At 50.8% G+C, this 23,837-nt stretch carries 24 protein-coding genes; 20 read left to right on the plus strand and 4 right to left on the minus strand.

The genetic code is table 11. From position 1 onward, the window contains the following. The first annotated feature begins 115 nt into the window (after positions 1-115). The 19 genes from DYA43_RS19380 to DYA43_RS19470 all read left to right on the plus strand — a co-directional run bounded on the left by DYA43_RS19380 (position 116) and on the right by DYA43_RS19470 (position 18,141). On the plus strand, positions 116-1,345 hold the full coding sequence (locus tag DYA43_RS19380; RefSeq protein WP_061055417.1) for a trans-sulfuration enzyme family protein: 1,230 nt from the start codon (positions 116-118) through the stop codon (positions 1,343-1,345). Between the two features lie 182 nt (positions 1,346-1,527). Then, positions 1,528-2,337 carry a transporter substrate-binding domain-containing protein gene (locus DYA43_RS19385; protein WP_061055418.1) on the plus strand — a complete coding sequence of 270 codons (810 nt, stop codon included), beginning with the start codon at positions 1,528-1,530 and terminating at the stop codon, positions 2,335-2,337. A gap of 89 nt (positions 2,338-2,426) precedes the next feature. Further along, complete coding sequence (locus tag DYA43_RS19390) at positions 2,427-3,371, plus strand: amino acid ABC transporter permease (protein ID WP_020329051.1); 945 nt, start codon at positions 2,427-2,429, stop codon at positions 3,369-3,371. A 19-nt stretch (positions 3,372-3,390) separates the two neighbouring features. Beyond that, positions 3,391-4,116, plus strand: coding sequence for an amino acid ABC transporter ATP-binding protein (locus DYA43_RS19395; protein WP_020329052.1), 726 nt, complete (start codon positions 3,391-3,393; stop codon positions 4,114-4,116). 337 nt (positions 4,117-4,453) lie between these two features. Continuing rightward, positions 4,454-5,626 (plus strand): D-alanyl-D-alanine carboxypeptidase family protein, encoded by a 1,173-nt coding sequence (locus DYA43_RS19400; protein WP_047459926.1) that lies wholly within the window; start codon positions 4,454-4,456, stop codon positions 5,624-5,626. 231 nt (positions 5,627-5,857) lie between these two features. Next, positions 5,858-6,205 (plus strand): helix-turn-helix domain-containing protein, encoded by a 348-nt coding sequence (locus DYA43_RS19405; protein WP_020329054.1) that lies wholly within the window; start codon positions 5,858-5,860, stop codon positions 6,203-6,205. A 410-nt stretch (positions 6,206-6,615) separates the two neighbouring features. Further along, on the plus strand, positions 6,616-6,816 hold the full coding sequence (locus DYA43_RS19410; protein ID WP_020329055.1) for a DUF1656 domain-containing protein: 201 nt from the start codon (positions 6,616-6,618) through the stop codon (positions 6,814-6,816). A gap of 8 nt (positions 6,817-6,824) precedes the next feature. After that, on the plus strand, positions 6,825-7,688 hold the full coding sequence (locus DYA43_RS19415) for an efflux RND transporter periplasmic adaptor subunit (protein WP_024375152.1): 864 nt from the start codon (positions 6,825-6,827) through the stop codon (positions 7,686-7,688). Positions 7,689-7,693: 5 nt separating this feature from the next. Beyond that, the gene (locus DYA43_RS19420) at positions 7,694-9,751 is read left to right on the plus strand and encodes an FUSC family protein (protein WP_061055419.1); all 2,058 of its coding nucleotides are present in this window, start codon (positions 7,694-7,696) and stop codon (positions 9,749-9,751) included. 277 nt (positions 9,752-10,028) lie between these two features. After that, entirely contained in the window at positions 10,029-10,745 is a 717-nt protein-coding gene (locus tag DYA43_RS19425) for a carbonic anhydrase (protein ID WP_061055420.1), read from the plus strand. Between the two features lie 565 nt (positions 10,746-11,310). Beyond that, positions 11,311-11,709 (plus strand): ATP synthase subunit I, encoded by a 399-nt coding sequence (locus tag DYA43_RS19430; protein ID WP_061055421.1) that lies wholly within the window; start codon positions 11,311-11,313, stop codon positions 11,707-11,709. Continuing rightward, complete coding sequence (atpB, locus tag DYA43_RS19435) at positions 11,710-12,480, plus strand: F0F1 ATP synthase subunit A (protein WP_061055422.1); 771 nt, start codon at positions 11,710-11,712, stop codon at positions 12,478-12,480. A gap of 55 nt (positions 12,481-12,535) precedes the next feature. Further along, positions 12,536-12,772, plus strand: a complete 237-nt coding sequence (atpE, locus tag DYA43_RS19440) for a F0F1 ATP synthase subunit C (protein ID WP_004727739.1) — start codon at positions 12,536-12,538, stop codon at positions 12,770-12,772. A gap of 44 nt (positions 12,773-12,816) precedes the next feature. Further along, a complete protein-coding gene (locus DYA43_RS19445; RefSeq protein ID WP_020329063.1) occupies positions 12,817-13,287 on the plus strand; it encodes a F0F1 ATP synthase subunit B in 471 nt (156 codons plus the stop codon). 8 nt (positions 13,288-13,295) lie between these two features. Next, positions 13,296-13,838 carry a F0F1 ATP synthase subunit delta gene (locus DYA43_RS19450; RefSeq protein ID WP_024374458.1) on the plus strand — a complete coding sequence of 181 codons (543 nt, stop codon included), beginning with the start codon at positions 13,296-13,298 and terminating at the stop codon, positions 13,836-13,838. 12 nt (positions 13,839-13,850) lie between these two features. After that, positions 13,851-15,386 (plus strand): F0F1 ATP synthase subunit alpha, encoded by a 1,536-nt coding sequence (gene atpA, locus DYA43_RS19455; RefSeq protein WP_024374457.1) that lies wholly within the window; start codon positions 13,851-13,853, stop codon positions 15,384-15,386. A 30-nt stretch (positions 15,387-15,416) separates the two neighbouring features. Continuing rightward, on the plus strand, positions 15,417-16,277 hold the full coding sequence (gene atpG / locus DYA43_RS19460) for a F0F1 ATP synthase subunit gamma (protein WP_020329066.1): 861 nt from the start codon (positions 15,417-15,419) through the stop codon (positions 16,275-16,277). A 22-nt stretch (positions 16,278-16,299) separates the two neighbouring features. Then, complete coding sequence (gene atpD, locus DYA43_RS19465) at positions 16,300-17,685, plus strand: F0F1 ATP synthase subunit beta (protein WP_020329067.1); 1,386 nt, start codon at positions 16,300-16,302, stop codon at positions 17,683-17,685. A 15-nt stretch (positions 17,686-17,700) separates the two neighbouring features. After that, on the plus strand, positions 17,701-18,141 hold the full coding sequence (locus tag DYA43_RS19470) for a F0F1 ATP synthase subunit epsilon (RefSeq protein WP_020329068.1): 441 nt from the start codon (positions 17,701-17,703) through the stop codon (positions 18,139-18,141). Between the two features lie 67 nt (positions 18,142-18,208). On the opposite strand, the gene DYA43_RS19475 is transcribed toward DYA43_RS19470, so the two are convergent. Together DYA43_RS19475 and DYA43_RS19480 are read right to left on the minus strand one after the other, a co-directional pair. Continuing rightward, positions 18,209-19,273, minus strand: coding sequence for an NAD(P)H-dependent flavin oxidoreductase (locus tag DYA43_RS19475; protein ID WP_061055423.1), 1,065 nt, complete (start codon positions 19,271-19,273; stop codon positions 18,209-18,211). A gap of 39 nt (positions 19,274-19,312) precedes the next feature. Further along, entirely contained in the window at positions 19,313-19,939 is a 627-nt protein-coding gene (locus tag DYA43_RS19480; protein ID WP_061055424.1) for a LysE family translocator, read from the minus strand. A gap of 385 nt (positions 19,940-20,324) precedes the next feature. On the opposite strand from DYA43_RS19480, the gene DYA43_RS19485 reads away from it, so the two are divergent. After that, positions 20,325-21,563, plus strand: a complete 1,239-nt coding sequence (locus DYA43_RS19485; RefSeq protein ID WP_061055425.1) for a DEAD/DEAH box helicase — start codon at positions 20,325-20,327, stop codon at positions 21,561-21,563. Positions 21,564-21,818: 255 nt separating this feature from the next. On the opposite strand, the gene DYA43_RS19490 is transcribed toward DYA43_RS19485, so the two are convergent. Then, positions 21,819-22,451, minus strand: a complete 633-nt coding sequence (locus DYA43_RS19490; RefSeq protein WP_024374452.1) for a response regulator — start codon at positions 22,449-22,451, stop codon at positions 21,819-21,821. Then, positions 22,448-23,833, minus strand: coding sequence for a sensor histidine kinase (locus tag DYA43_RS19495; protein ID WP_047460379.1), 1,386 nt, complete (start codon positions 23,831-23,833; stop codon positions 22,448-22,450). Before DYA43_RS19495 ends, DYA43_RS19490 begins: the two co-directional genes overlap by 4 nt. Positions 23,834-23,837 lie beyond the last annotated feature (4 nt).

Here is a 23,837-nt window from a genome sequence, read left to right on the forward strand (position 1 = left end):
TAAAACGCGGGGTTTCTGCATTCTGCTGGCTAGGATAGCCGATTTTTGTGAGTGATTGAAATTCACAATAGCTCCAGAGGTAAAGTTAAAATTTAACAAATGGAGTTGCGTAATTATGCACAAAGATGAGGCTCAAGTTTCCTGCTTCCAATCCTGCTCGCCACAGACGCAGGCTGTTCATGCGATGATTGCGGCAGACCCGTCTACCGCCGCGATTGCGCCCAATATTGTGATGTCGGTGAATCATGTGTTTGACCCGGCGCAAGGGGCGTTCTCGGCTCAAGGTGTGGGTGATATCACGGAGGCGCCGTATCTCTATGCGGGGTGGACGAATCCCACGGTGCGCCTGCTGGAGCAGCGTTTGGCGGTGCTGGAGCAGGCGGAAGACGCCATGGCGACGGCGACAGGCATGGCGGCGATGTCGGCGGTTTTCCTGTCCCTGTTACGTGCTGGCGATCATCTCATCATCAGCGATGTCTGCTACGCAGGCGTGTACGAGTTTGCGACTCAGGTGCTGCCTCTGTATGGCATCGAAGTGTCCGTGGTGAATACCTCGTGCACTGATAATGTGCAACGCGCCCTGCGGAAAAGCACAAAACTGGTGCACATTGAAACGCCGTGTAATCCGTTGCTGCGACTCACGGATATTGCCGCATTGGCGACACTGCTTAAAGCGCACGATGTGTTGCTGTGCGCCGATTCCACCTTCTCAACCCCGGTCATTACCCGACCACTCAGCCTCGGCGCTGACATTGTGGTTCATTCGCTGACTAAGTTCATTAATGGTCATGGTGATGTGCTGGGTGGCTGCGTACTGGGTTCTAAGTTATTGATCCAAAAGATACGGGCGATGGCTGGCGTTTACCTTGGGGCTTCGCTGGCCGCGCAAAGTGCTTGGCTCATTATGCGCGGTATGGAAACCCTGTATCCGCGGATGAAAACCTTGTGCGAATCGGCGCTTCAAGTAGCGCAGTGGCTGGAAAATCATCCCCGTGTAGCACGGGTTCTTTACCCCGGCTTGACCTCACACCCACAATTTTCTCTGGCTCAGCAACAAATGGATCTTTTTGGCGGCATTATTGCATTCCAGGTAGATGACATCGATTTGATTGAGCAGCGTTTTGCGCACGAATCGGCCATGTTTTATTACGCTTTTTCCATTGGTCATCAACGTAGTTTGGCGGTGGTGATGAGAACCGATGATCTTGATGCATCGACTTATCGATTTACTCCGGAGCAAAAAGCACGTTTCTGTCGTGATGCCGGACAGGGCATCGTCAGGCTGTCAATCGGCCTGGAATCACCGACAGATTTAATCCGGGATCTCGAAGTGGCTCTCAGATAATGGTTGCATATTTATTCTAAAGTATTAGTGATAAATTCGAAAAGTTGTTGAAATGTTGCCATATTGTATCGCATTATCTGTAAGGATCTGATGTCAATCGCGTTTGCGTGACATGCAGTAATACAACATCGTATTTGTCATTGGACGAACGACAAAATAACAATTCTTACATAAGGGATAATATGAAAAACTTCATTAAATCTACTGCAGCCGGGCTGGCCATTGCTTGCTCACTACTTGCTGCCAATCAAGCGATGGCATCTGAGTCTGCGTTAGAAACCGTTCTGAGCACAGGTGAATTAAAAGTTTGTTTCGATGCGGGCTACATGCCGTTTGAAATGAAGACCAAAGACGGCCGTTACATCGGTTTCGATATCGATCTGGGCAAACACATGGCCCGTTCTATGGGCGTGAAATTCACGCCAGTGAACACGGCGTGGGACGGCATCATTCCTGCTATGTTGACAGGCAAATGTGACATCATCATGGGTGGCATGACCGTTACCGCAGAACGTAACCTGAAAGTAAACTTCGCAACGCCTTACATTGTTATCGGCCAGTCTGTTGTGTTGTCACCAAAACTGGAAGGTAAAGTGAAGAGCTACAAAGATCTGAACGATCCGAAATTCACTATCGCGACTAAACTTGGCACCACGGGTGTAGAAGCGGCGAAGAAATACGTTCCAAACGCGAAACTTGATCTGTACGACACCGAAGTGGACGCGGTACTGCAAGTGGTGAACGGCAAAGCGGATGCTTTCATCTACGACTTCCCATACAACGCGATTTACAGCGCGCAAAACCAAGGCAAAGTGGTTCACCTGGCTGAACCGTTCACATACGAGCCTCTGGGTTGGGCGATTCGTCAAAACGATCCTAACTTCCTCAACTTCCTGGACAACTACCTACGCCAAATCAAAGGCGACGGTACTTACGATCGCATCTACGACAAGTGGTTCAAATCAGACAGCTGGCTGAAAGAAGTTCAGTAAGCTAAGCCATTTATCGTCAGACAGTGATCTGTCATAACCGGGCAGCCCCGTTGCCCGGTTCATTCAAAAGAATAAAGAGAATCTGAGTGATGCAGTCAAAATCCTCAAAATTGGTCGGACACGCCATTTATGTGCTGATCATGGTGCTGCTGGTGGGAGCGGTTTATTTCTCCGGACGCAGCATCAATTACAACTGGCACTGGGATCGTTTGTGGCCATACGTCGTTAACACCGAAATGCAGGAAATTCGTGCAATGGGTGACGGCACCGCATCGATCAAAGATGGTCAATTAGTCATTGCACTTGAAGGGCAGAATTCGCCTCAAGTTATCGAGAATTACACACAACTCATGGTGGGTGAGGGTGACCTGGTATTTCAGGGTGACACCATTGCCAAACTCAATGAATGGAAGTTCGGGCCGATTGCTCATGGCCTTTGGGTAACCATTGAAATCTCGTTTATTTCTCTGATCTTTGCCGTTCTGCTGGGTCTGGTCTTTGGCCTGATGCGGGTCGCCAAAAATCAGACCGCAAGGAATCTGGCGTTAACCTACGTTGAATTGATACGTGGCACACCGCTACTGGTGCAAATCTTCATCGTTTACTTCTTTATCGGTACGGTTCTGGATTTCGATCGCTTTACCGCGGGTGTGGTCGCGTTGTCGGTATTTACTGGCGCGTACGTGGCTGAAATCGTCCGAGCGGGTATTCAGGCGATTCCGAATGGGCAGATGGAAGCGGCGCGCTCGCTGGGTATGACTTATCCCAAAGCGATGCGTTACGTCATTTTGCCTCAGGCGCTGAAACGCACACTGCCGCCATTGGCTGGTCAGTTCATCAACCTGATCAAAGACTCGTCACTGGTATCGGTTATCTCGATCACCGATCTGACCAAAGCGGGTCGTGAAGTGGTGAGTGGCAGTTTTGCTCCGTTTGAAGTGTGGTTTACCGTCGCAGCGCTTTATTTGCTGGTGACCGGTACCCTGTCTTGGGCTATTCAACGTTTAGAGAAGAGGTTATCGGCCAGTGACTAGTGAATACAATGGCGTCGATATGGTGTACGCCAACAACGTCGACAAATTTTATCCAAACGGCTGTCATGCGCTGAAATCCGTCTCAACTACGGTTAAACGTGGCGAGGTGGTGGTGATCATCGGCCCGTCAGGCTCAGGCAAATCTACGTTTTTGCGTACGCTGAACCAGTTGGAAGAGATCTCTTCCGGCACCATCATTGTGGATGGTTTCGACATGTACGCCAAAACCACGGACATCAACGTACTGCGCCAGAACGTCGGCATGGTGTTTCAGAGCTTTAACTTGTTTCCCCACATGACTGCGCTGCAGAACGTGATGCTGGCACCGCTGAAAGTGTCCAAGCGTCCGACAGCCGAAGTGGAAGCGGACGCCAAGCAACTGATCAAGCGCGTCGGTCTGGAAGATCGCATGAATAACTTTCCGTCGCACTTGTCGGGTGGTCAGCAGCAACGTGTGGCGATTGCCCGCGCGCTGGCGATGAAGCCGGATCTGATGCTGTTTGATGAACCGACATCCGCGCTTGACCCGGAAATGGTGGGTGAAGTACTGGACGTTATCAAAGGACTGGCAAAAGAGGGCATGACCATGGTGATCGTGACTCACGAAATGGGCTTTGCCCGTGAAGTGGCGGATAGAGTGCTGTTTATGGAAGACGGTAAGCTATTGGTGGATGACAACCCGAAAGCGGTCTTCGACAGTCCGGATCATCCACGCTTGCAGCAGTTCCTGGCGAAAGTTTTGTAACGATTTTCTCGTGGATTACTGACAAACCGAGCCTCGACAAGGCTCGGTTTTTTGTTAAGCAAAGCACAATTTTTGGCTCATTGCGCTGAATTTGTGTCCAGATTGGCTCATGCTTGCTGCTTGCGTTCATGGCCTTGTTACGATCATTTACACCTCTGTAAGAGTAAGTAAAGATGACGCGTGGCACTGCGCCGCTTCGCTATACTGGCACGCCCAAGTAGCTGAGCGAATTCAAGCTGTGAGCTGGCCTGAATCGGCATTATGTCGTCAGCCAGACAGGAGCAAAACGCACTACTTGGAGTTTTTGGGTTTACACTCTGATTCTTGGATGCGGGATATGAAAAAAACTGGATTAATTGTCGCGCTGTCCGCGACCTGTATGTCTTTACTTCCTACCATGAGTACCGCGGCGCCGGTCGTTGTTCCCAACCCACCTCAATTGTCGGCCAAAGGCTATGTGCTGATTGACTACAACACCGGACAGGTATTGGTGGAACACAACGCCAATGAAAAAATGAACCCGGCCAGCCTGACCAAACTGATGACCTCTTATGTCGCGGGCCAGGAGATGAAACGCGGTAACATCAAACCGACCGATCAAGTCACCATCAGCCAGAAAGCGTGGGCCAAGAATTTCCCCGATTCATCGAAAATGTTTATTGAGGTTGGCACCAGCGTCAACATGATGGATCTCTATCGCGGTCTGATTGTGCAGTCGGGCAACGACGCGAGTGTAGCGATTGCCGAACACGTCGCGGGCTCTGAAAATGCGTTTGTCGATTTAATGAATTCCTGGGCGCAGCGTTTAGGGCTGAGCAATACCGCGTTTACCAACCCTCATGGATTGGATAGCGACGGCCTTTACACCACGCCTTACGACATCGCGAAGCTGGCGCAAGCGATCATTCGTGATTTGCCGGACATCTATCCTATCTACAGCGAAACGTCGTTCACCTACAACGGTATTACTCAGTACAACCGCAATGGCCTACTGCGCGATCGAAGTATGAACGTTGATGGCATGAAAACCGGTTATACCAGCGGTGCTGGCTACAGTTTGGTGACGTCTGCAACCAGCGGTAATATGCGCTTGATCTCCGCCGTGATGGGAGCCAACAGCATGAAGAGCCGGGAGTCGGACAGTAAACAACTGTTGAGTTACGGATTCCGCTTCTTTGATACGGTTGCGCCGCACAAAGCGGGCGAGACCATTGAGACGGCGCGGGTCTGGATGGGGAATAAAGATGACCTGCCGATTGGGGTCGCACAAACCACCTACCTGACTTTGATGAAAGGCGAACTGCCACAGCTGAGCGGGATGATTGAACTTGACGGTGAACTCAAAGCACCCATTGAGCAGGGTGACGTGGTCGGTAAAGTGATTTATCAGATTGACCAACGTAAAGTGGGCGAAGCGCCGTTGATTGCGCTGGAAAGTGTTGATACTGGCAGTTGGTTCAAGCAGGCAATGGATTGGGTGAAGCGTTTGTTCGCCAGCCTGTTTGCATAGCAATCTGAGAGTTAGGTAAAGACTGGCCCGCGTTTTGCGGGCCTTTTTGCTTGCGCAATCGCGTTGTCGACTGACTGTTTCTTCATCAACCTGAGCATGACATTGGTGGCGATCTGGCTTCCATAACCATGGACTGTGGGAAATCTTGGACAGAAACTCACTTTCGATTGACATACGGTTTATGGGTTTTTGTCATTTTCATAGCATTAGGTGATGAATTGAGGAAACACAATGGAATTTGGCCCAGAGGATCGTATTGCTCTGTACGATGTTTGGATGTCCCAAAAAGCAAAAATGCATCTGACGCAGATGGAAATGACCAAAAGACTGGGGGTCAGTCAGGTCGAGTTTTCAAACATTTTGCGTGGCAACGCACCGCTGACGATGGCGTTTGTTACTAAGTTTTGTCAGCAGCTGCATGTGGAGCCACATAACGTGCTGCCGACGCTGAAGAATAAGTTCATCTCGGGTGAGCATCTGGTTCACCTGCAAAACCGCGTCACGGTCGATGGTGAAATTCAGCGCGTCCTGATTGATGGTAATCAGGTCATTATTGAATACACGCATCTGGCACGATGAGCAGCGCGTAGGCTTCTGATGTGAAGAACAAAACCGGGATCTGCCCGGTTTTTTTGTCACCGGATGAGTGACGATTTTTTCTTTGTCGTCACGAGTGTGCGTCCTGATTGGTGCTTGTCCGGAAAGAAACGCTGGCGCAAACTAAGACCAAACTTAGAATAAAAACAGTCGCCAGCCGTCAGTTTAGTTACGCTCAACCGTCTTACTTTTTGTTGCCGGACTCTTTCCTCAAATTCCTTAGTCATCATTGCGTTGATGCTTGCTGCACAACGTAGAGACTTCGGCTAAGGCAAAGAGCCCGCCGCTCTGCTTGCCACGCTGCACGTCGTCGCTGACTCCGCATTCTTCGTTCCATATTCTGATTTCTGCTGTTCTATACTTCTAATCTAACCCATTGAGATTATTTCGTTATGTTTGAAGAATTAGCACTGGGAGGCTTACTGTTCAGTCCGTTGGTGGTGTTTGTGCCCATGGCGTTCATTCTTTCCTGTCTGACCCGCTTCGTGCTGCATACAACGGGTGTTTACCATCTGCTGTGGAAAGCAGCCTGGTTCGAAGTGGGGCTGTTTGTTTGTTATCTGGCTGTAGTTGTTCATTTTTTCGGGAGTTAATGTTGCGCATGGGAAAATTATTTCGAATTTCGCTGACTCTGGCGGTGGTCATTATTGCCGTCATTGCTGGCCATTGGGTCTGGAACCACTACCTCTATTCTCCCTGGACACGCGACGGACGCATTCGCGCCGAAGTGATCACCATTGCGCCGGATGTTTCCGGCTGGGTGAAAACACTCAATGTGAAAGATAACCAACCAGTGACGAAAGGCGACTTGATTTTCAGTGTTGATGACACCCGTTATCAGGCCAAAATCAAAGAGCTGACCGCGCAGGTTGAAAATAAACAATATTCACTCGATTTGGCTCGCCATCAGTACCATCGCCGCCAGCAGTTAACCGATAAAAAACTGATCAGTGAAGAGACAGTGGAAAGCGCGCGCATCAATACCGAACTGGCACAAGCGAGTCTGGATATCGCTAAAGCTCAGCTGAACAGCGCGCAAATCAACCTCGACCGCACTCAGGTTCACGCGCCAGCCGACGGTACCTTGATTAACCTAAATTTGCGTGAAGGTAACTACGTCAGTCAGGGCAGTTCGGTGATTTCGCTGGTCAAAACAGATTCGTTCTACGTGACGGGCTATTTCGAAGAGACCAAACTGCCGCTGATCAAAGTGGGGCAGAAAGCCAAGATTAGCCTGATGAGCGGCGGTGAACCGCTGACGGGGTCGGTGGTGAGCATCGGCAAAGCGATTGCCGACAGCAACACCAGCAGCAACGGGCAGTTGTTGCCTCAGGTGCAACAAACTTTCAACTGGGTGCGACTGGCACAGCGTATTCCGGTCGATATCAAACTGGATCCGCTGCCGGAAGGCATCAACATCAGCGCTGGGATGACGGTCTCCATTTATCTGCAAGAAGCTGAGTAAAGCCCATGGGTGTGTTACTCAACAGCCTGTTAATGCCGGATAAACGGGCGGTGCTGTTTGCGATCAAAGGGGTCATTGCGATGGCGTTGTCGCTGTATATCGCTATGTTCCTCAATCTGGATCGTCCTTATTGGGCGCTGGTGTCGGCGGTGTTTTTGCAAATCCGTCCGGAAGGCGGTCTGGTTATTGAAAAAGGTTTGTGCCAAATCGTCGGTACTCTGATCGGGGGTATCGTCGGGATTGCCATTCTCAACTGGTTTGCACCGTATCCGGAAATTGCCCTGCCTTTGCTTGCGCTGTGGCTGGGTTTTAACTCCGGTATGGGCGCCATGGTGCGTCGTACTAACTTCATTTACGCCTTTGCGATGGCGGGTATTACCGCCTGTCTGATTGTGTTGCTGGTGATGGTGTCACCGTCGACCGCCAGCAGTCAGACCATCTTTCAAGTCGCTCAGGCGCGCGTGAGCGAAATCATCGTCGGTGCTATCTGCGCGGCGTTGGTGAGTAAACTGATCTTCCCGATGGAAGTAAAAGATGGCCTGCGCACTCATGCGCGCAATGTGATCAACCAAACGCTGAGTTATCTGAGTCTGGAACTGGACAAAAACGGATCCCACGAAAACCGGCATCAGCACATTGATGCGATCCTGGAATCGATTGCGGTGATGAGCGATGACTTGAGCGCAGTGGTATACGAAGGTCCGGAAGGCCCGGGACAGAGTAAAGCCGCCAGCCTGATTTGCAATAAGACCCTGTCGCTGCTTGCGGTGATTCAGATTTTTGGTCGTCTGCAACGCAAACACTCGGAACTGATCGGCGATGATTTGGCGCAGATGATGGCCGAAATGGGCGAAAGCTTCAGGCGCATGCAGGCCACGACGGATTATGAAGCGTGCTACAAACTGGCTCAGACACTGCGCCGCCGTCAGTTGGTGTACAGCAATCAGGCTGTCGACCTCACGCCGTTACAATCCCGGTTGATGAAAGTCTCGCTGGAACTGAGTGCCGATCTGGTGATGATCCTGAAAGGGTATAACGCACTGATCAGCAAAGAGCCGGTCTTGCTCAATGCACCGAATCTTAAACCCTACAAAGACCCGCTGGTGGGATTGACGACTGGCCTGCGCACCATGGTGGTATTTTCTGTGGGCGCAGGCGTATGGGTCGGAACGGGCTCGAGTGCGGCGCTGATGATGATGATCCTGCCGGTGACCTTCTCCATCATGATGGCGCGCTTACCGCTCACCATATTGATGATAGTGCTGCAACGCCTGCTACTTGGGGTGATGATCGCGGTCCCTGTGGCGATTTTTTATGGCCTTGGTTTGCTGGCGCAAAGCAGTGGAGATTATGAGCTGCTGGTGATGATTCTCGCTGGTCCGTATTTCTTTGGTTTGCTGGCGCTGGCGAACCGTCCGACTCTGCCATACGGCCTTGGCTTTTGCATTCCGTTTACCATCTTGATCAGCCCAAGCAACAACATGACGCGTTCGTTTTCGATTGATTCCACGCTCAGCAATGCGCTGTCGATTTTTGTCGGCGTGACGGTGCTGTACTGGATGTTCAAGATGATTACTGGCCCTGGGCTGCAGTTGATGCAGCACCGCCTGATGCGCGCAACGCAAAAGGATTTGCGAGAGCTCATGTCCCATCCTGCGCCGGATCACTGGTTTAACGCCCGAATGGGGGACCGCTTGCTGCGCATTGCTACCTACGACAAAAGCATGGCCAGTCGCACGCGTGACATCACGGATTTAGCGTTGACGGGCCTCAATCTGGGGCATGTGTCGATTCGTTTGCGCCGTTTAATTTCGGGGGTGAAAAGCAGCAAGGTGGAAACAATGCTTGATGATTGGCAGCAGGCGCTGGCGGATGCCTTCTTCCTCTGTTCTAAAGGCAAAACGACATGTCGGTTCAGCCAAGTCAGTGATGCACTGTTGCAAGCGCTGCGTGAAGCGAATCTCCCGAAAGGCCAGTTTGAAGTGGTGGAAGGGATGTTTGAGCGCCTGGCGATGACCTTCGAGCGCAGCGCCCAAACCATCGCCGAGAATCAGGCTCAGTAACCAGATTAAGTCCCACAAGGAAGTGAACTCAGGCAGTGCTCCGGCACTGCCTTTTTTATGCGTGTAGCACGTATTCTACTGATAAAACAGGTGGTTAAGGAAATTAGGCGTACTCATCATGCTTGGCTTGTGCGCGCATTGAGAACACCCTTCCAATTTCCGGCATCAATCTAATTTTTCAGCATACACCCAGATTGAAAAGGGTCATTACTATGCAGCGTTCACTATGACGGTGAGCTGAGTATCGAGTGCAAACAAACAACTTCAAGGAAAAATGATGAAAAAATTATGGTTGGCAATGTCAGTAAGCGCACTGTGCGCGGCAAATGTACAAGCGTCTGAATGGGGGTACGAAGGCGCTCACGGGCCTGAGCATTGGGGAGCAGTATCTCCGGTGTGCGCTGCTGGTGTGAACCAGAGCCCGGTTAATATTGATGACGCAGTTGAGGCACAACTGGCGCCTTTAGCTGTGCATTATGCCGGTGTGGTGACCTCTCTGACCAATAATGGCCACACGTTGCAGGCCAGCGTCAGTGGCAACAATACGCTGAGCGTGGATGGTAAAACCTTCACGTTGCAACAGTTTCATTTTCACACTCCGTCAGAGAACCTGATTAAGGGGCATCAATACCCGCTGGAAGCGCATTTTGTAAACGCGGATGCCGAGGGCAATCTGGCGGTACTAGCCGTGATGTTTGAGGTTGGTAAAGAGAATTCCGCACTAAGTCAACTGACTCAGACATTGCCGAAAAAAGGTCAGTCCCAGCTATTGAGTAACGCATTTCCAGTCAACGATTTGCTACCACAACTGAATGATTATTATCGATTTAATGGATCGCTGACCACACCACCGTGCAGCGAAGGGGTACGTTGGTTTGTACTTAAACAATCGCAGGTGCTCTCTGCGCAGCAGGATCAATCACTGATGCAAGTGATGGGACACAACAACCGACCCGTTCAGCCTCACCATGCCCGAGTGATATTAAGCAACTAGTTTCACTAAAAATAAAATAAATAAGAGTAAAAATGAATAACCTCGTTAATTTAAATAACGGGGTTATTTAAAATTTGTTTAAATTAACTTCGATATAATAAATCCCGTACAAAAAAAGAACCACTCTAAACAACGTGTTTAGAGTGGGATTCTGGTAAATCAAAAAAATTAGCTTTTATTTGGGTTCATATTACCAACACATAATAACTCGCGCCGATGGGTTCACAATCCATGTGATAGAGCTATGTCTGCATTGCTGTACAAACTTGCTTTTTAATCTATCCCCAAAAATTGAGAAAAACAAATAAATATCACCTTCAAAAATGGAATGATAATTTTCAGCTTTTTGGGATTCAAACCGTTCGAATTATGGGTGTATATTTTTTTGGACTCGAGGGAAAGGTTGTTTATCCCGAGTTATTCTTATTCTGTGAAATATAATTATCAATCTGAATTTAATTCTGTGAAATTTAATTATCAGGATATTTTAAATTAAACTTAATAAGGACTTTTTGTGAATTTTAATTATCAGAATAAATTGTAATTTTAATTAACAAGGTGGTTTATGGAAGCAAGTAGTACCAGCAATGCCATTATGGTGGCAGGCAAGAGGATACTGTGTGCTCAGACGGTCTTAGGGTTGTTATTCATTGGATTCGAGTATTTTCGATATGGAACGTTAAGCGCAGAGTCTGCGTTCACCGGTGTCGTTATCGCCGTGGTGCCGTCCTTGATCGGGATGTTACTGGCGTCCATTAAATCGAAGTTCAAACCCACGGAGAGTTTACGCGACTTAATGAACTTAAGCCGCAACATCAAAGTGATATACACCATCCTGATGTTTGTATTGACCTTTCGATTCATGGCTCTGCGCAACATAGTGGTCTTGATTGCATTCAGTGTGGCAATGCTCGGGCATTTCTTCACGCCGATGTTTAAGGACAAGGCCGAAAGGAAAGCATAGATGGAGAAGGTTCAATCGGCTCATGAATACATTGAGCACCACCTGACCTTTCTTACCTCTGGCGAGGGTTGGTCAGGCATCAATATCGATTCCATGATCATGGTTTGGGTTCTGGGAATTGCCTTCATTCTGGCGTTCCGCTTTGCAGTCAGCAAAGGAACCAAAGGAGTACCAGGCCGTTTCCAATGTTTTATCGAATTGATTTTTGAATTCGTCGAAAACATTGTCAGCGAGATTTTTCTGGCCAAAGACAAGTTGATTGGCCCGCTGGCTCTGACGATATTTGTTTGGGTATTGCTGATGAACGCAATCGACTTATTACCGATTGATTTTATTCCAGCTATCACTCGAATGTTGGGGATTGGTCACTTTAGAGATCTACCGTCTGCAGACGTGAATATTACGATGTCTATGGCACTCGGTGTATTTGCTTTAGTGATTTTATATACGTTAAAAAACAAAGGAATTAAAGGGTTTATTAAAGAGTTAACTACGCAACCTTTTTCTCATCCTTTGTTATATCCAGTTAATTTTGTGTTAGAACTGGTAACGTTAATTTCAAAACCTATTTCATTAGGTTTGCGATTATTCGGCAACATGTACGCAGGTGAAATGATATTTATCCTGATCGCATTAATGCCGTGGTGGATGCAGTGGGCATTAAGTGTTCCATGGGCATTGTTCCATATTTTAATCGTTGTTCTTCAGGCCTTCATATTCATGGTTTTGACCGTGGTTTATTTAGGTATGGCTGTAGAAGAACACCACTAATTTATTTCTCAAATTTATTTAATTTTAACTTGTTGATTCAATTCTAGGAGTTGTTATGGATATCGTTAGCGCAGTTCTGTATGTAGCCGGTGCACTATTGATTGGTTTAGGTGCCGCGGGTGCAGCCGCAGGTATCGGTAACCTGGCAGGTAAATATCTGGAAGGTGTCGCGCGTCAACCTGATTTGACCCCAATGCTTCGTACCCAGTTCTTCATCATGATGGGTCTTGTGGATGCGGTACCAATGATTGGTGTGGGTATCGGTTTGTACATCATCTTCGCCGTAGCGTAATTCGAAATTAATCGTCAAAAACACGTTATGAATGTGAGGGTGCTATGAATATCAATGCCACTATGCTCGGCCAGGCGATCTCGTTCGTGATCTTCGCGTGGCTGTGCATGAAATACGTCTGGCCACCACTCGTCAAACTGCTGGATGAGCGCCGCGCCGAAATTGCTGAAGGTCTGGCTCAGAAAGAGAAAGCCGTGAAGGAACTTGAGCTGGCGAAAGCCAACGGTGCCACCGTGATTGCCGAAGCGCGCGAGAAAGCGCAGGCCATCATTGCGCAGGGTCAGCAGCGTCAGGACCAATTGGTTGCTGAAGCGGTGGAACTCGCCAGACAAGAAAAAGACCGCATCATTGCGGAGGGCAAGGCGGAAATCGATAACGAACGTAACCGCCTGCGTCAGGAACTGAAAGCGGAAATGGCCGACCTGGTGATCGAAAGCGCCAGCAAGCTGATCAGCCGTAATCTCGACAGCACTGCGAATCGCGATCTTGTGAACCGATTCATCAGTGAAATGTAGGAGGACGCATGTCTGACTTAACTGTCGTCGCTCAACCTTACGCCAAAGCAGCGTTTGATTTCGCCAAAGAGATCGACGCACTGGACGAATGGCAGCAAACGCTGACCATCGCCGAGATGATTCTGACTCAACCCAACACCGTTCTGATGCTCAATGAGCTGGACGAAGAGAGCTCTGAACAGCCGCTGCTGGAGATGATGCTGCAAGTGGGCGGTGAGTTTATGAGCCAGTACTTTCAGAACTTTCTGAAAGTGATGGCCGAGAATCGTCGGCTAAAGGCGTTGAGCGAAGTCCTGAGCCAGTTCCGCGAGTATATAGCGGAATTCCAACAAACCATGAATGTGACAGTGTGTACCTCCGAGCCGCTGGATGATGAGCAAGCATTGCAGCTTACTCAAGCATTAACGCAGCGCTTTGGCAAAACCATCACGCTGGAACAACAACTGGATCCATCCCTGGTAGGTGGTGTGGTGATTAAAGCCGGCCAAACCGTGTTTGATGGCAGCGTCATCGCGAATATCGGCCGCCTCTCGACCAACCTACATGTGTAATGGGGTAAAGAAATGCAATTAAATTCAAACGAAATCAGTGAATTAATCAGACAGCGTATCGTCAACTTCGACCTTGAAAGCGAAGCTCGTAACGAAGGTTCTATTGTCTCTGTCAGCGACGGTATCATCACCATTCACGGCCTGTCTGACGTGATGCAAGGTGAGATGCTGGAACTGCCGGATAACCGCTTTGCACTGGCGCTTAACCTGGAGCGTCACTCGGTCGGCGCGGTGGTCATGGGCCCTTACGCGGACCTGTGCGAAGGCATGAAAGTGAAAGGCACCGGCCGCATTCTGGAAGTGCCAGTAGGTAACGGCCTGCTGGGTCGTGTGGTGAACACGCTCGGTCAACCTATCGACGGTAAAGGCGCGATCACGTTCGATCGCATGGAACCCGTCGAAGTGATTGCACCGGGTGTTATCGACCGTAAATCGGTCGACCAACCGATTCAAACTGGCTACAAAGCCGTGGATTCTATGGTGCCAATCGGTCGTGGTCAGCGTGAGCTGATCATCGGTGACCGTCAAACGGGTAAAACCGCGATGGCTATTGACGCCATCATCAACCAGAAATCTCTGGGTGTGAAATGTATCTACGTGGCAATTGGCCAAAAAGCGTCAACCATTGCCAACGTGGTTCGTAAACTCGACGAGCACAACGCACTGGACAACACCATCATCGTGGTGGCCTCTGCTTCTGAAGCGGCGGCGCTCCAATACCTGGCACCTTACGCCGGTTGTACCATGGGCGAATACTTCCGTGACCGCGGTGAAGATGCACTGATCGTCTACGATGACTTGTCTAAACAAGCGGTAGCGTATCGTCAAATCTCCCTGCTGCTCAAACGCCCGCCAGGCCGTGAAGCATTCCCGGGCGACGTGTTCTACCTCCACTCCCGTCTGCTGGAACGTGCAGCGCGCGTGAACGAAGCGTACGTGGAACGTGCCACCAACGGCGAAGTGAAAGGCAAAACCGGTTCATTGACGGCGCTGCCAATCATCGAAACCCAGGCGGGTGACGTGTCAGCGTTCGTTCCGACCAACGTGATTTCGATTACCGACGGTCAGATCTTCCTGCAAACCCAACTGTTCAACTCGGGCCTGCGCCCGGCGGTTGATCCGGGTATCTCGGTCTCTCGTGTCGGTGGTGCCGCGCAAACCAAAGTCATCAAGAAACTGTCTGGTGGTATTCGTACTGCACTGGCGCAGTATCGTGAACTGGCTGCGTTTGCTCAGTTCTCTTCCGATTTGGATGAGACTACGCGTCGTCAGCTTGACCACGGTGAGAAAGTGACGGAGTTGATGAAGCAGAAGCAGTACTCACCGATGAGTGTGGCTGAGCAAGCGGTGGTGATTTTCTCTGCCGAGAAAGGGTTCCTGAGCAACATTGAGCTGCATGACATCGCCAAATTTGAAGACGATTTGCTGGCATACGCGCGTGCAAACGCGGCAGAACTGCTGCAAACCATCAACGCGACCGGCGATTACAACGGCGAAATCGAAAGCCAGTTGTTTGCGCTGATGGAAGCGTTCATGGCACTGCAATAAGGGCATTGCATCACTCAGTAGGAGGCCTTTATGGCAAATACGAAAGAGATCCGCACCAAGATTGCCAGTGTTCAGAATACCCAGAAGATCACCAGTGCGATGCAGATGGTGGCCGCGAGCAAAATGCGCAAGGTACAGGACAACATGGAAGCATCGCGTCCTTATGCCATCAACATGCGCAAAGTGATCGGCCACGTGTCATCCGGCACACTGGAGTACAGCCATCCGTTCCTGCAAGAGCGGGAAATCAAACGTGTGGCGTACATCATCATCTCTTCAGACCGGGGCTTGTGCGGCGGTTTGAACTCCAACCTGTTTAAGCAGGTATTGACGGAGATGCAGGATTGGCGCGCCAAAGGCGTGGAAGTGGATACCACACTGATTGGTTCAAAAGCGATTGGCTTTTTCCAGTCGATGGGGAAATCCATCGCGCAGACTTCGGGTCTGGGTGACAAGCCAAAACTGGAAGAGATGCTGGGCACCGTGAACGCCATGATGGAGCATTACTCCGAAGGCAAGATCGATCGTCTGTATATGGTGTTCAACCAATTTGTGAACACCATGGTGCAAAAGCCCCGCGTACTGCAACTGCTGCCGTTTCCGAAAGAGGATATCGAGCGTGATCAGAACAGTCGCTGGGACTACATCTACGAACAGTCACCTCAGGACATCCTCAACCATCTGATTCACCGTTACGTGGAATCACTGGTGTATCAGGGTGTGGTTGAGACTATCGCCTGTGAGCAGGCTGCGCGAATGGTGGCGATGAAAGCTGCGACCGATAACGCGGGCCAACTGATTGAGAACCTGCAACTGGTGTACAACAAAGCACGTCAGGCTGCGATTACCCAAGAGCTGAGCGAAATCGTTGCAGGCGCCCAGGCGGTTTAGAGAGAAATTTGAGGTTTTTATTATGAGTATTGGCAAAATCGTCAAAGTGATTGGCGCGGTTGTTGATGTGGAATTCGAGCAAAACCAAGGGCCGAAAGTCTACGACGCGCTGAAAGTCATCGGCGGCAACAACTCGTCACTGATGCTGGAAGTACAACAACAAATGGGTGGCGGTATCGTACGTTGTATCGCTATGGGTTCATCGGATGGCCTGAAACGTGGCATTCAGTGTGAAACCACCGGTGGCCCGATCACCGTGCCTGTGGGCGAGAAAACCCTTGGCCGTATCATGAACGTGCTGGGCGAGCCGATCGACGAATGTGGTCCGATTGGTGAAGAACAGCAATATGAGATTCACCGTCCGGCGCCAAGCTACGAAGAGCAGGCCAACAGCACCGCGCTGCTGGAAACCGGCATCAAAGTCATTGACCTGATTTGTCCGTTCGCAAAAGGCGGCAAAATCGGTCTGTTCGGTGGTGCGGGTGTCGGTAAAACCGTCAACATGATGGAACTTATTAACAACATCGCTAAAGCGCACTCCGGCTTGTCCGTGTTTACCGGGGTAGGGGAACGTACCCGTGAAGGTAACGACTTCTACTACGAGATGAAGGACGCTGGCGTACTGGACAAAGTGGCGATGGTGTATGGCCAGATGAATGAGCCACCGGGTAACCGTCTGCGCGTGGCGCTGACTGGCTTGACCATCGCGGAGCGTTTCCGTGACGAAGGCCGTGACGTGCTGCTGTTTGTCGATAACATCTACCGTTACACACTGGCGGGCACCGAAGTATCGGCGCTGCTGGGCCGTATGCCTTCAGCGGTAGGTTACCAGCCAACATTGGCGGAAGAGATGGGCGTGCTGCAAGAGCGTATCACGTCAACCAAAAATGGCTCGATCACCTCAATCCAGGCGGTATATGTACCTGCGGATGATTTGACCGACCCATCGCCAGCGACCACCTTCGCGCACTTGGATGCGACGGTAGTTCTGTCTCGTAACATTGCTGCACTCGGCCTGTATCCTGCGATTGACCCACTGGACTCCACTTCGCGTCAGTTGGATCCACAAATCGTCGGTCAGGAGCACTACGATGTGGCGCAGCGCGTGCAGATGACTCTGCAACGCTACAAAGAGCTGAAAGACATCATCGCGATTCTGGGGATGGATGAGCTGTCGGAAGATGACAAGCGTCTGGTTTCACGCGCCCGTAAAGTGGAGCGTTTCCTGACTCAACCGTACCACGTGGCCGAAGTGTTTACCGGTCAGAAAGGCGTGTTCGTTCCGCTGAAAGACACCATTTCAGGCTTCAAAGCGCTGCTGAATGGTCAGTACGATGACATTCCGGAACAGGCATTCCTGTACTGCGGCACCATCGACGAAGTGCTTGAAAAAGCCAAAACGCTGTAATTGGCAGGAGGCAACATGGCGATAGCTGTTACACAAAACACGTTTCAACTCAACGTAGTGAGTGCTGAAGGTACCTTGTATTCTGGCCCCGCGCATGGCCTGGCCATCGCTGGCGCAGATGGTGAACTCGGGATTCGCCCGGGCCACTCTCCGCTGATCAGCAAGATCAAACCGGGTGTGGCGCGTATTGTCGGTGACTTGCATAAGCCAGAGGAGATCCTCTATGTCTCTGGCGGGTTGGTGGAAGTGCAACCGGATATCGTCACTGTACTGGCCGATACCGCGCTGCACAGTAAAGATATCGACCGGGCTCGCGCAGAAGCGGCACGCAAAGCCGCGGAAGAGAACATTCGCCACCACGGTGACGATTTCAGTTTCGCGCAGGCACAGATTGAGCTAACCAAAGCGCTGGCACAGCTGCGCGCGGTAGAACTGGCCATGCAAGCCCGCCGTTAATCTTCACTGCAAAGCCAATGAAAAAGGCACGTTCTAGTGACGTGCCTTTTTGTTTTCGCGAAAGCGACTAGCGAATAGGCAACATGCCGCTTTCTGTGGCCAGCAACAAGGTCAGTTCGGCGGCGGAGATAGCCACGCAGCCCGATGTGTTTTGCCCGCACCAGAGCGGAGTGAAATCGTCACGGCCTTGCTGTTCGGCTAACGTGCGCAGTGCGGACATCTCGGCTGACGCATACGGAAACTGCGGTGCGAGTGAAGAAAGATAGTTCAGATCGCGCATGGCGCGGTTAACGATACCGCGCGCTGGTCGGCCGGAGAACACATTGGTTAAGGCGGTGTGCTCGGCGCGAATGCACGAAATGGCGCTGCGGTGCAAGGGGGAGGTTTTGGCTTCGCTACACAGCATATAGGCTGTGCCCAGTTGCACGGCTTCGGCGCCCAGTGTCATGGCGGCTTTAATACCACGGCTATCGGCGATGCCGCCAGCAGCAATCACGGGAATACGCACATTGTGGGCGATTTGTGGTACCAGCGCGAATGTACCGAGTTGCGTGGTCACATCGTTCGTCAGGAACATACCCCGATGTCCACCCGCTTCCGCGCCCTGCGCAATGATGGCGTCGGCACCGTGGACTTCTAACCATAGCGCTTCCTGTAAAGTGGTGGCTGAAGAGATCACCGCGCACCCCCAGGATTTTACTCGCGCCAACAGATCCGGTTTCGGTAATCCGAAGTGAAAACTGATCACGCGTGGCTGGTAGTGTTCAATCGCGTCAGCAATTTCATGGCTAAATGGCAGTCGGCTGGCGCCGCCGCTATGGTTTTCAGGTTCGCTGCCGAGCTCGTTAAAATAGGGGCGCAGGGTATCACGCCAGATTTGCTGCTGCCGCGCATCCTGCTCAGGCATTTCATGGCAGAAGAAATTGAGGTTGAACGGTTTGTCTGTCGCAGCCTGAATCGCCTCGATTTCGGCAACAATCTTGTCCGCGCTTAACATTCCGCACGGCAGTGAACCTAAGCCACCGGCTTCACACACCGCGATGGCTAACGCGCTGTCTTGCACACCTGCCATCGGGGCTTGGATTATCGGCAGTTCGCTGCCGAGCAATTCAGTGATCTTACCTTTGTACATCGTACTTCCTTTCGTTTCGTATCGGATTTAGTGGTTGGCTTAACGGTCGCTGACGGCAATTTTGCCCGCCAGACCAATCAGCAGTACGCCCGATACGCCTTCCAGGGCTCGTGAATAACGGCTTGCTTTTGGGCTACCCAGCAACCAACTGCCAGCCGTGGCGTAGAGCACATTGCACAGCGTCGCCAGCACACTGAAGACTAAGCCGAAAGTAAACAGTTGCATGCTCGCGGAGCCTGCCGACAGGTCGATAAATTGCGGAAGAAAGGACAAAAAGAACAGCGCTACTTTCGGGTTGAGTACGCTGACAATAACGCCTTGCATAAAGATATTTTGCGGCGCTTTCGCTTGATGGTCGAGGCTGAGCTGGCTGCCGCCACGCCACATCGCCAACAGAGATTTTATGCCGAGATAGACCAGATACGCCGCCCCAAGCCATTTGACGACAGTAAACGCCATTGCTGAGCTGAGAATCAGCGCCGACAAGCCCAAACAAGCAGCCAACGTGTGACCCACATAACCCACACCGAGCCCGAGCGCCGCTTTCATACCCGCGGCCATTTTCCCTTTCATGGTGTTAGAGACGATATAAATCACATCGGGGCCTGGGATCAAATTGATCGACAGACAGGCGATCGTAAACAGCAGTAACGTGTGGTGTTCCATTCCTAAGTTCCATGTGGTTTGACATCGATTAACGTTGCGTGATGACTGGAAATGAGTCAAATAGATTGTAATTTAGGCGACTGAAACTTTGATAGCAACGACAACACGGTGCATAAAATGCGACGCATTGCACTGCAAAAAAATCAACGGCTTGCGCACATGGCTTGACGTTCGCGGCTTAGAGATGGCCTTGAAGTGCGCTTTTTACACCAAGGAACCATTTACAATGTAAACCTACTTGAAAGCGCAGCATTTCGGCGCTGCTTGCTTTCAGCGCCTAAAATAGGATGGTTCACCCCGTAGATTGTGGTAGAGTCCGCGCCTGCGTTTTCCCGCTTTTTATTGTTTCTATTGCCTCTTCAACCCAAAGCACAAGGTTCCGCTAATGCCATTTTCTACTCTCTCATTGAGTTCTGAGCTAATTCACGCACTGCCAAAAGACGTCAGGAAGCCGACCGATATTCAAGCGTTAGTTATTCCAGAGTTATTAGCTGGCAAAGACGTGTTGGCATTGGCGCATACCGGCAGCGGCAAAACGCTCGCTTATGCTTTGCCGTTGTTAGAAAAGCTCACCGCAAATCCTCAGCAAAAAGCGCTGATTCTTGTGCCAACGCGTGAGCTGGCAATCCAAGTGAGTGAAGCGATCAACCAAGTTGGTCAAGCGCTTGAAATCAACGCGGTGTGTTTGTGTGGCGGCGTTGATAAAGCGCAACAGCAGCAGTCGCTCGCGACAAATCCTCATATTCTTGTCGCGACGACCGGTCGTTTGGTTGATCTGGCGAATAACGGCTTGGATTTGAGCCATATTCATACCCTCGTATTGGATGAAGCTGACCGTTTGCTAGACATGGGCTTTTGGCCGGATGTACAAAACATCGCGATGCAAACCGCCAATCAGCGCCAAACTGCAATGTTCTCAGCGACCTTCTCTGATGCGTTGAAGGAAAAAGCGAAGCAGTTGATGCGCGCACCCAAACAGGTGGCTGCGCATCAAGAAAACAGCACCAATCAAGACATCACTGAAACGCTGTTTTTAGTCAATAAAGGCAGTAAAACCAAAGCGTTGATTGAACTTGTCCAACAAAATGCTTGGACGCAGGTGTTGGTCTTTATCGGTGCGAAAGAGAACGCCGATGGCTTAGCGAAGAAGCTCAATAAAGCGGGTGTGTCGACCACTGCGCTGCATGGTAATAAGAGTCAAGATGAGCGAGAAGAAGCGCTGGCTCAGTTTAAATCAGGTCAGGTCAACGTACTGATCGCCACGGATCTGTTAGCGCGTGGCATTCACATTGAACAGCTGCCGGTCGTGATCAACTTTGAACTGCCCATGCATGCCGAAACATACGTTCACCGAGTGGGGCGCACCGCCCGCGCAGGCGAGCAAGGTGTGGCGATGTCGTTGGTCTGTCATGGTGAAATGGACGCACTGAACGCGATTCGTCACCTCACTCAACGTGCATTACCAGTGCAAGATTTGGCAGGCTTTCCTGTGACGGACAAACCGTCAACAGGTGAGAGTAAACGCGCGCCACGTGATAAAAAGGCCAACCGTCGCACCAACAATAAGAGCAGTATTAAACAGTTTCAGGGTAAGGTGAAACGCCAAGCTCCGAAAAGCAAATAACCGAAAAGCCACGCCGCTGCGCTTCTACACCTCGAAGTGAGCCGCGTGGCTCTGTGTTATCTGGCGTTTGCTGGTGTCGTTAACACTTGTGGATGTCGCACCAACGCCTCATTCGATGTAACGGGCAGGATTTGCATAGGTTTAACGTTAACTAACAATCCGTGTTGAACGCTTGGCTCACGCGTGGTCACTGACTCGGTGGCGATTCAAGTATTCGGTGCACGGGACACCGAACCACTCAATCAGCGGGATGGGTTATTTCAGCAGGCTGGCGTAGATCTGCATGCCTTGTGCGGTAAGCGAATACACCCGACCTTCTTCTTTCGATACCAAGCCACTGTTGACCAGTTGGCGCAGATGGAAATTGAATTTGGTGTGGTCTTCAATTCCGACCATACGGCACAAATCCATGAACTTCACTTTGCGGTGCAGCTTGAGCTGTTTAACCACCGTGCGACGAATCGGATTCGACAGGGCACTGAAGATCTGATCATGCTCGCTTTCGGCAATATCCGCTTTTGGTGCGTGCTCTGCATGGACGCGCTTCAGAGTGACCGATAAAGCCGCGAGATTAAATGGCTTAGTCAGAAATTCATCGGCGCCTTTCTTCATTGCATCGACGGCAATATCCACCGTCGCAAATGCAGTTGTGATGATGATGCCGATGTTCGGTTGCAGGCGACGCAGAGTCGTCAGGGCATCAATGCCCGTCATCCCGCCCATCACGACATCGAATAGGGCCAGGTCAAACGGCTGCTTGGCGGCGATGTCGAGGGCGTCTTCCGCGTTGTCACAGGCGGTGACCGCGAAAGATTCTAAAGTCAGCGCTTCGATGAGCACTTCGCGAAGCTGCGGATCGTCTTCTGCGAGTAACAGTTGTAACGTCATTGCATTTTCCTCGGGATGCGAACTTCGACTGTGAGTCCATTATCGTGGTTATAAAGTAACAGTTCGCCGTTGTGTTGCGTAATGATTTGTTTGCACAGCGCCAGCCCCATCCCCGTGCCTTCCCCTTTGGGCTTGGTGGTAAAAAAGGGCTGAGTCGCTTTGGAAAGCAGAGATTCAGGCATGCCACCACCGCAATCCGTAAAAGTCAGAATGGCGTTGAGCTTATTCTGAAACCCCTGAATGCGCAGTGATTTGTGAGTCTGGCTGGCATCGACACTGTTGCCGATAAGATTACTGAACACCTCTTCCAGTAACCCGGCATCGCCAAAAATCTTCAGTTGGCGGTCGACATTCACCAGCAAGTCAAAACCTTCTAAGCGGTAATGATTGAGTGATAACGCCTGATCAATCACTTCCGCCAGCATTACTGGTTGGCGGTCAATTGGCTTGTGGTGTGCGTAGTTAAGGACTTCTTGGCTGATTTCCGCGGCGCGGCTCAGGCCGTAACGAATACGGTCGATTTGGCGCTTGTGATTGCTGTCGTGCGAGAGCTGATTTTCCAGTAAATCGCAGCTCATCATCGCACTGCTGATGGGCGTTTTGATTTCGTGAGCGATGGCGGAAGTCAGTTCACCCAATTCGCGGAGTTTGGCGTCTTGCAAGGAGAGTTGCAGTGCCGATTGCAATTGTTGGTCGTGTTCACGGTCAAATACGCGCATCGCATTCCACAGGCTGAGCAGAATGCCGTAAGCACACAGCAGACGAATCACTTGCACCCGCTGCGCGGCATCGTCGGTCAGAAAACCTGCGCTGAACGCATAACCAATCAGCGCAATGCCCAGCAGTTTGAATGCGCGTGACGAACCAAAGCCTTCAAACTCAACGCGGTCGGCGTAACTGTATGTCGCCAGGCCTGCCAACGTACTGAACCCTAAGCCGAATACCCAGCGAATATGGTTGCTGGCGTAATGGATAAACACGGGGAACGAGTAGTGGGTGTAGAGCCAGTAAATGCTGGCCACAAGAAGAAACAACAGCAGGATGATCGCCTTTTTAATCAATGCGATATGCCGCTGCGACCACATGCTCAGCGGTAGCATTCGCCAGGCGAAATAGGCAAGTGGTAAAAACGACAGCCCCAGTTTGAACACGCGAAACGCGTCGATGCCGCGGGTCAGAATGAATTCGTGTTGGTAGAGATCGAAGTAGAGTTCGGTCCAAATATGAAAAGCGTGGACAAGGCCAAACAGCGCAAAAATCGGCAGGACTTTGGCGATTCGAATGCTGCTGTTTTTGAGGTTTCGCGAGAATATGGCAAAGGAGGCGGCGAAAAAAGCCAGACCGGAAAGCAGGTAAAGTTTGAAGATGATGAGCATGTCCATTGCG

The sequence above is a fragment of the Vibrio fluvialis genome, from assembly GCF_900460245.1.
Taxonomy (GTDB): domain Bacteria; phylum Pseudomonadota; class Gammaproteobacteria; order Enterobacterales; family Vibrionaceae; genus Vibrio; species Vibrio fluvialis.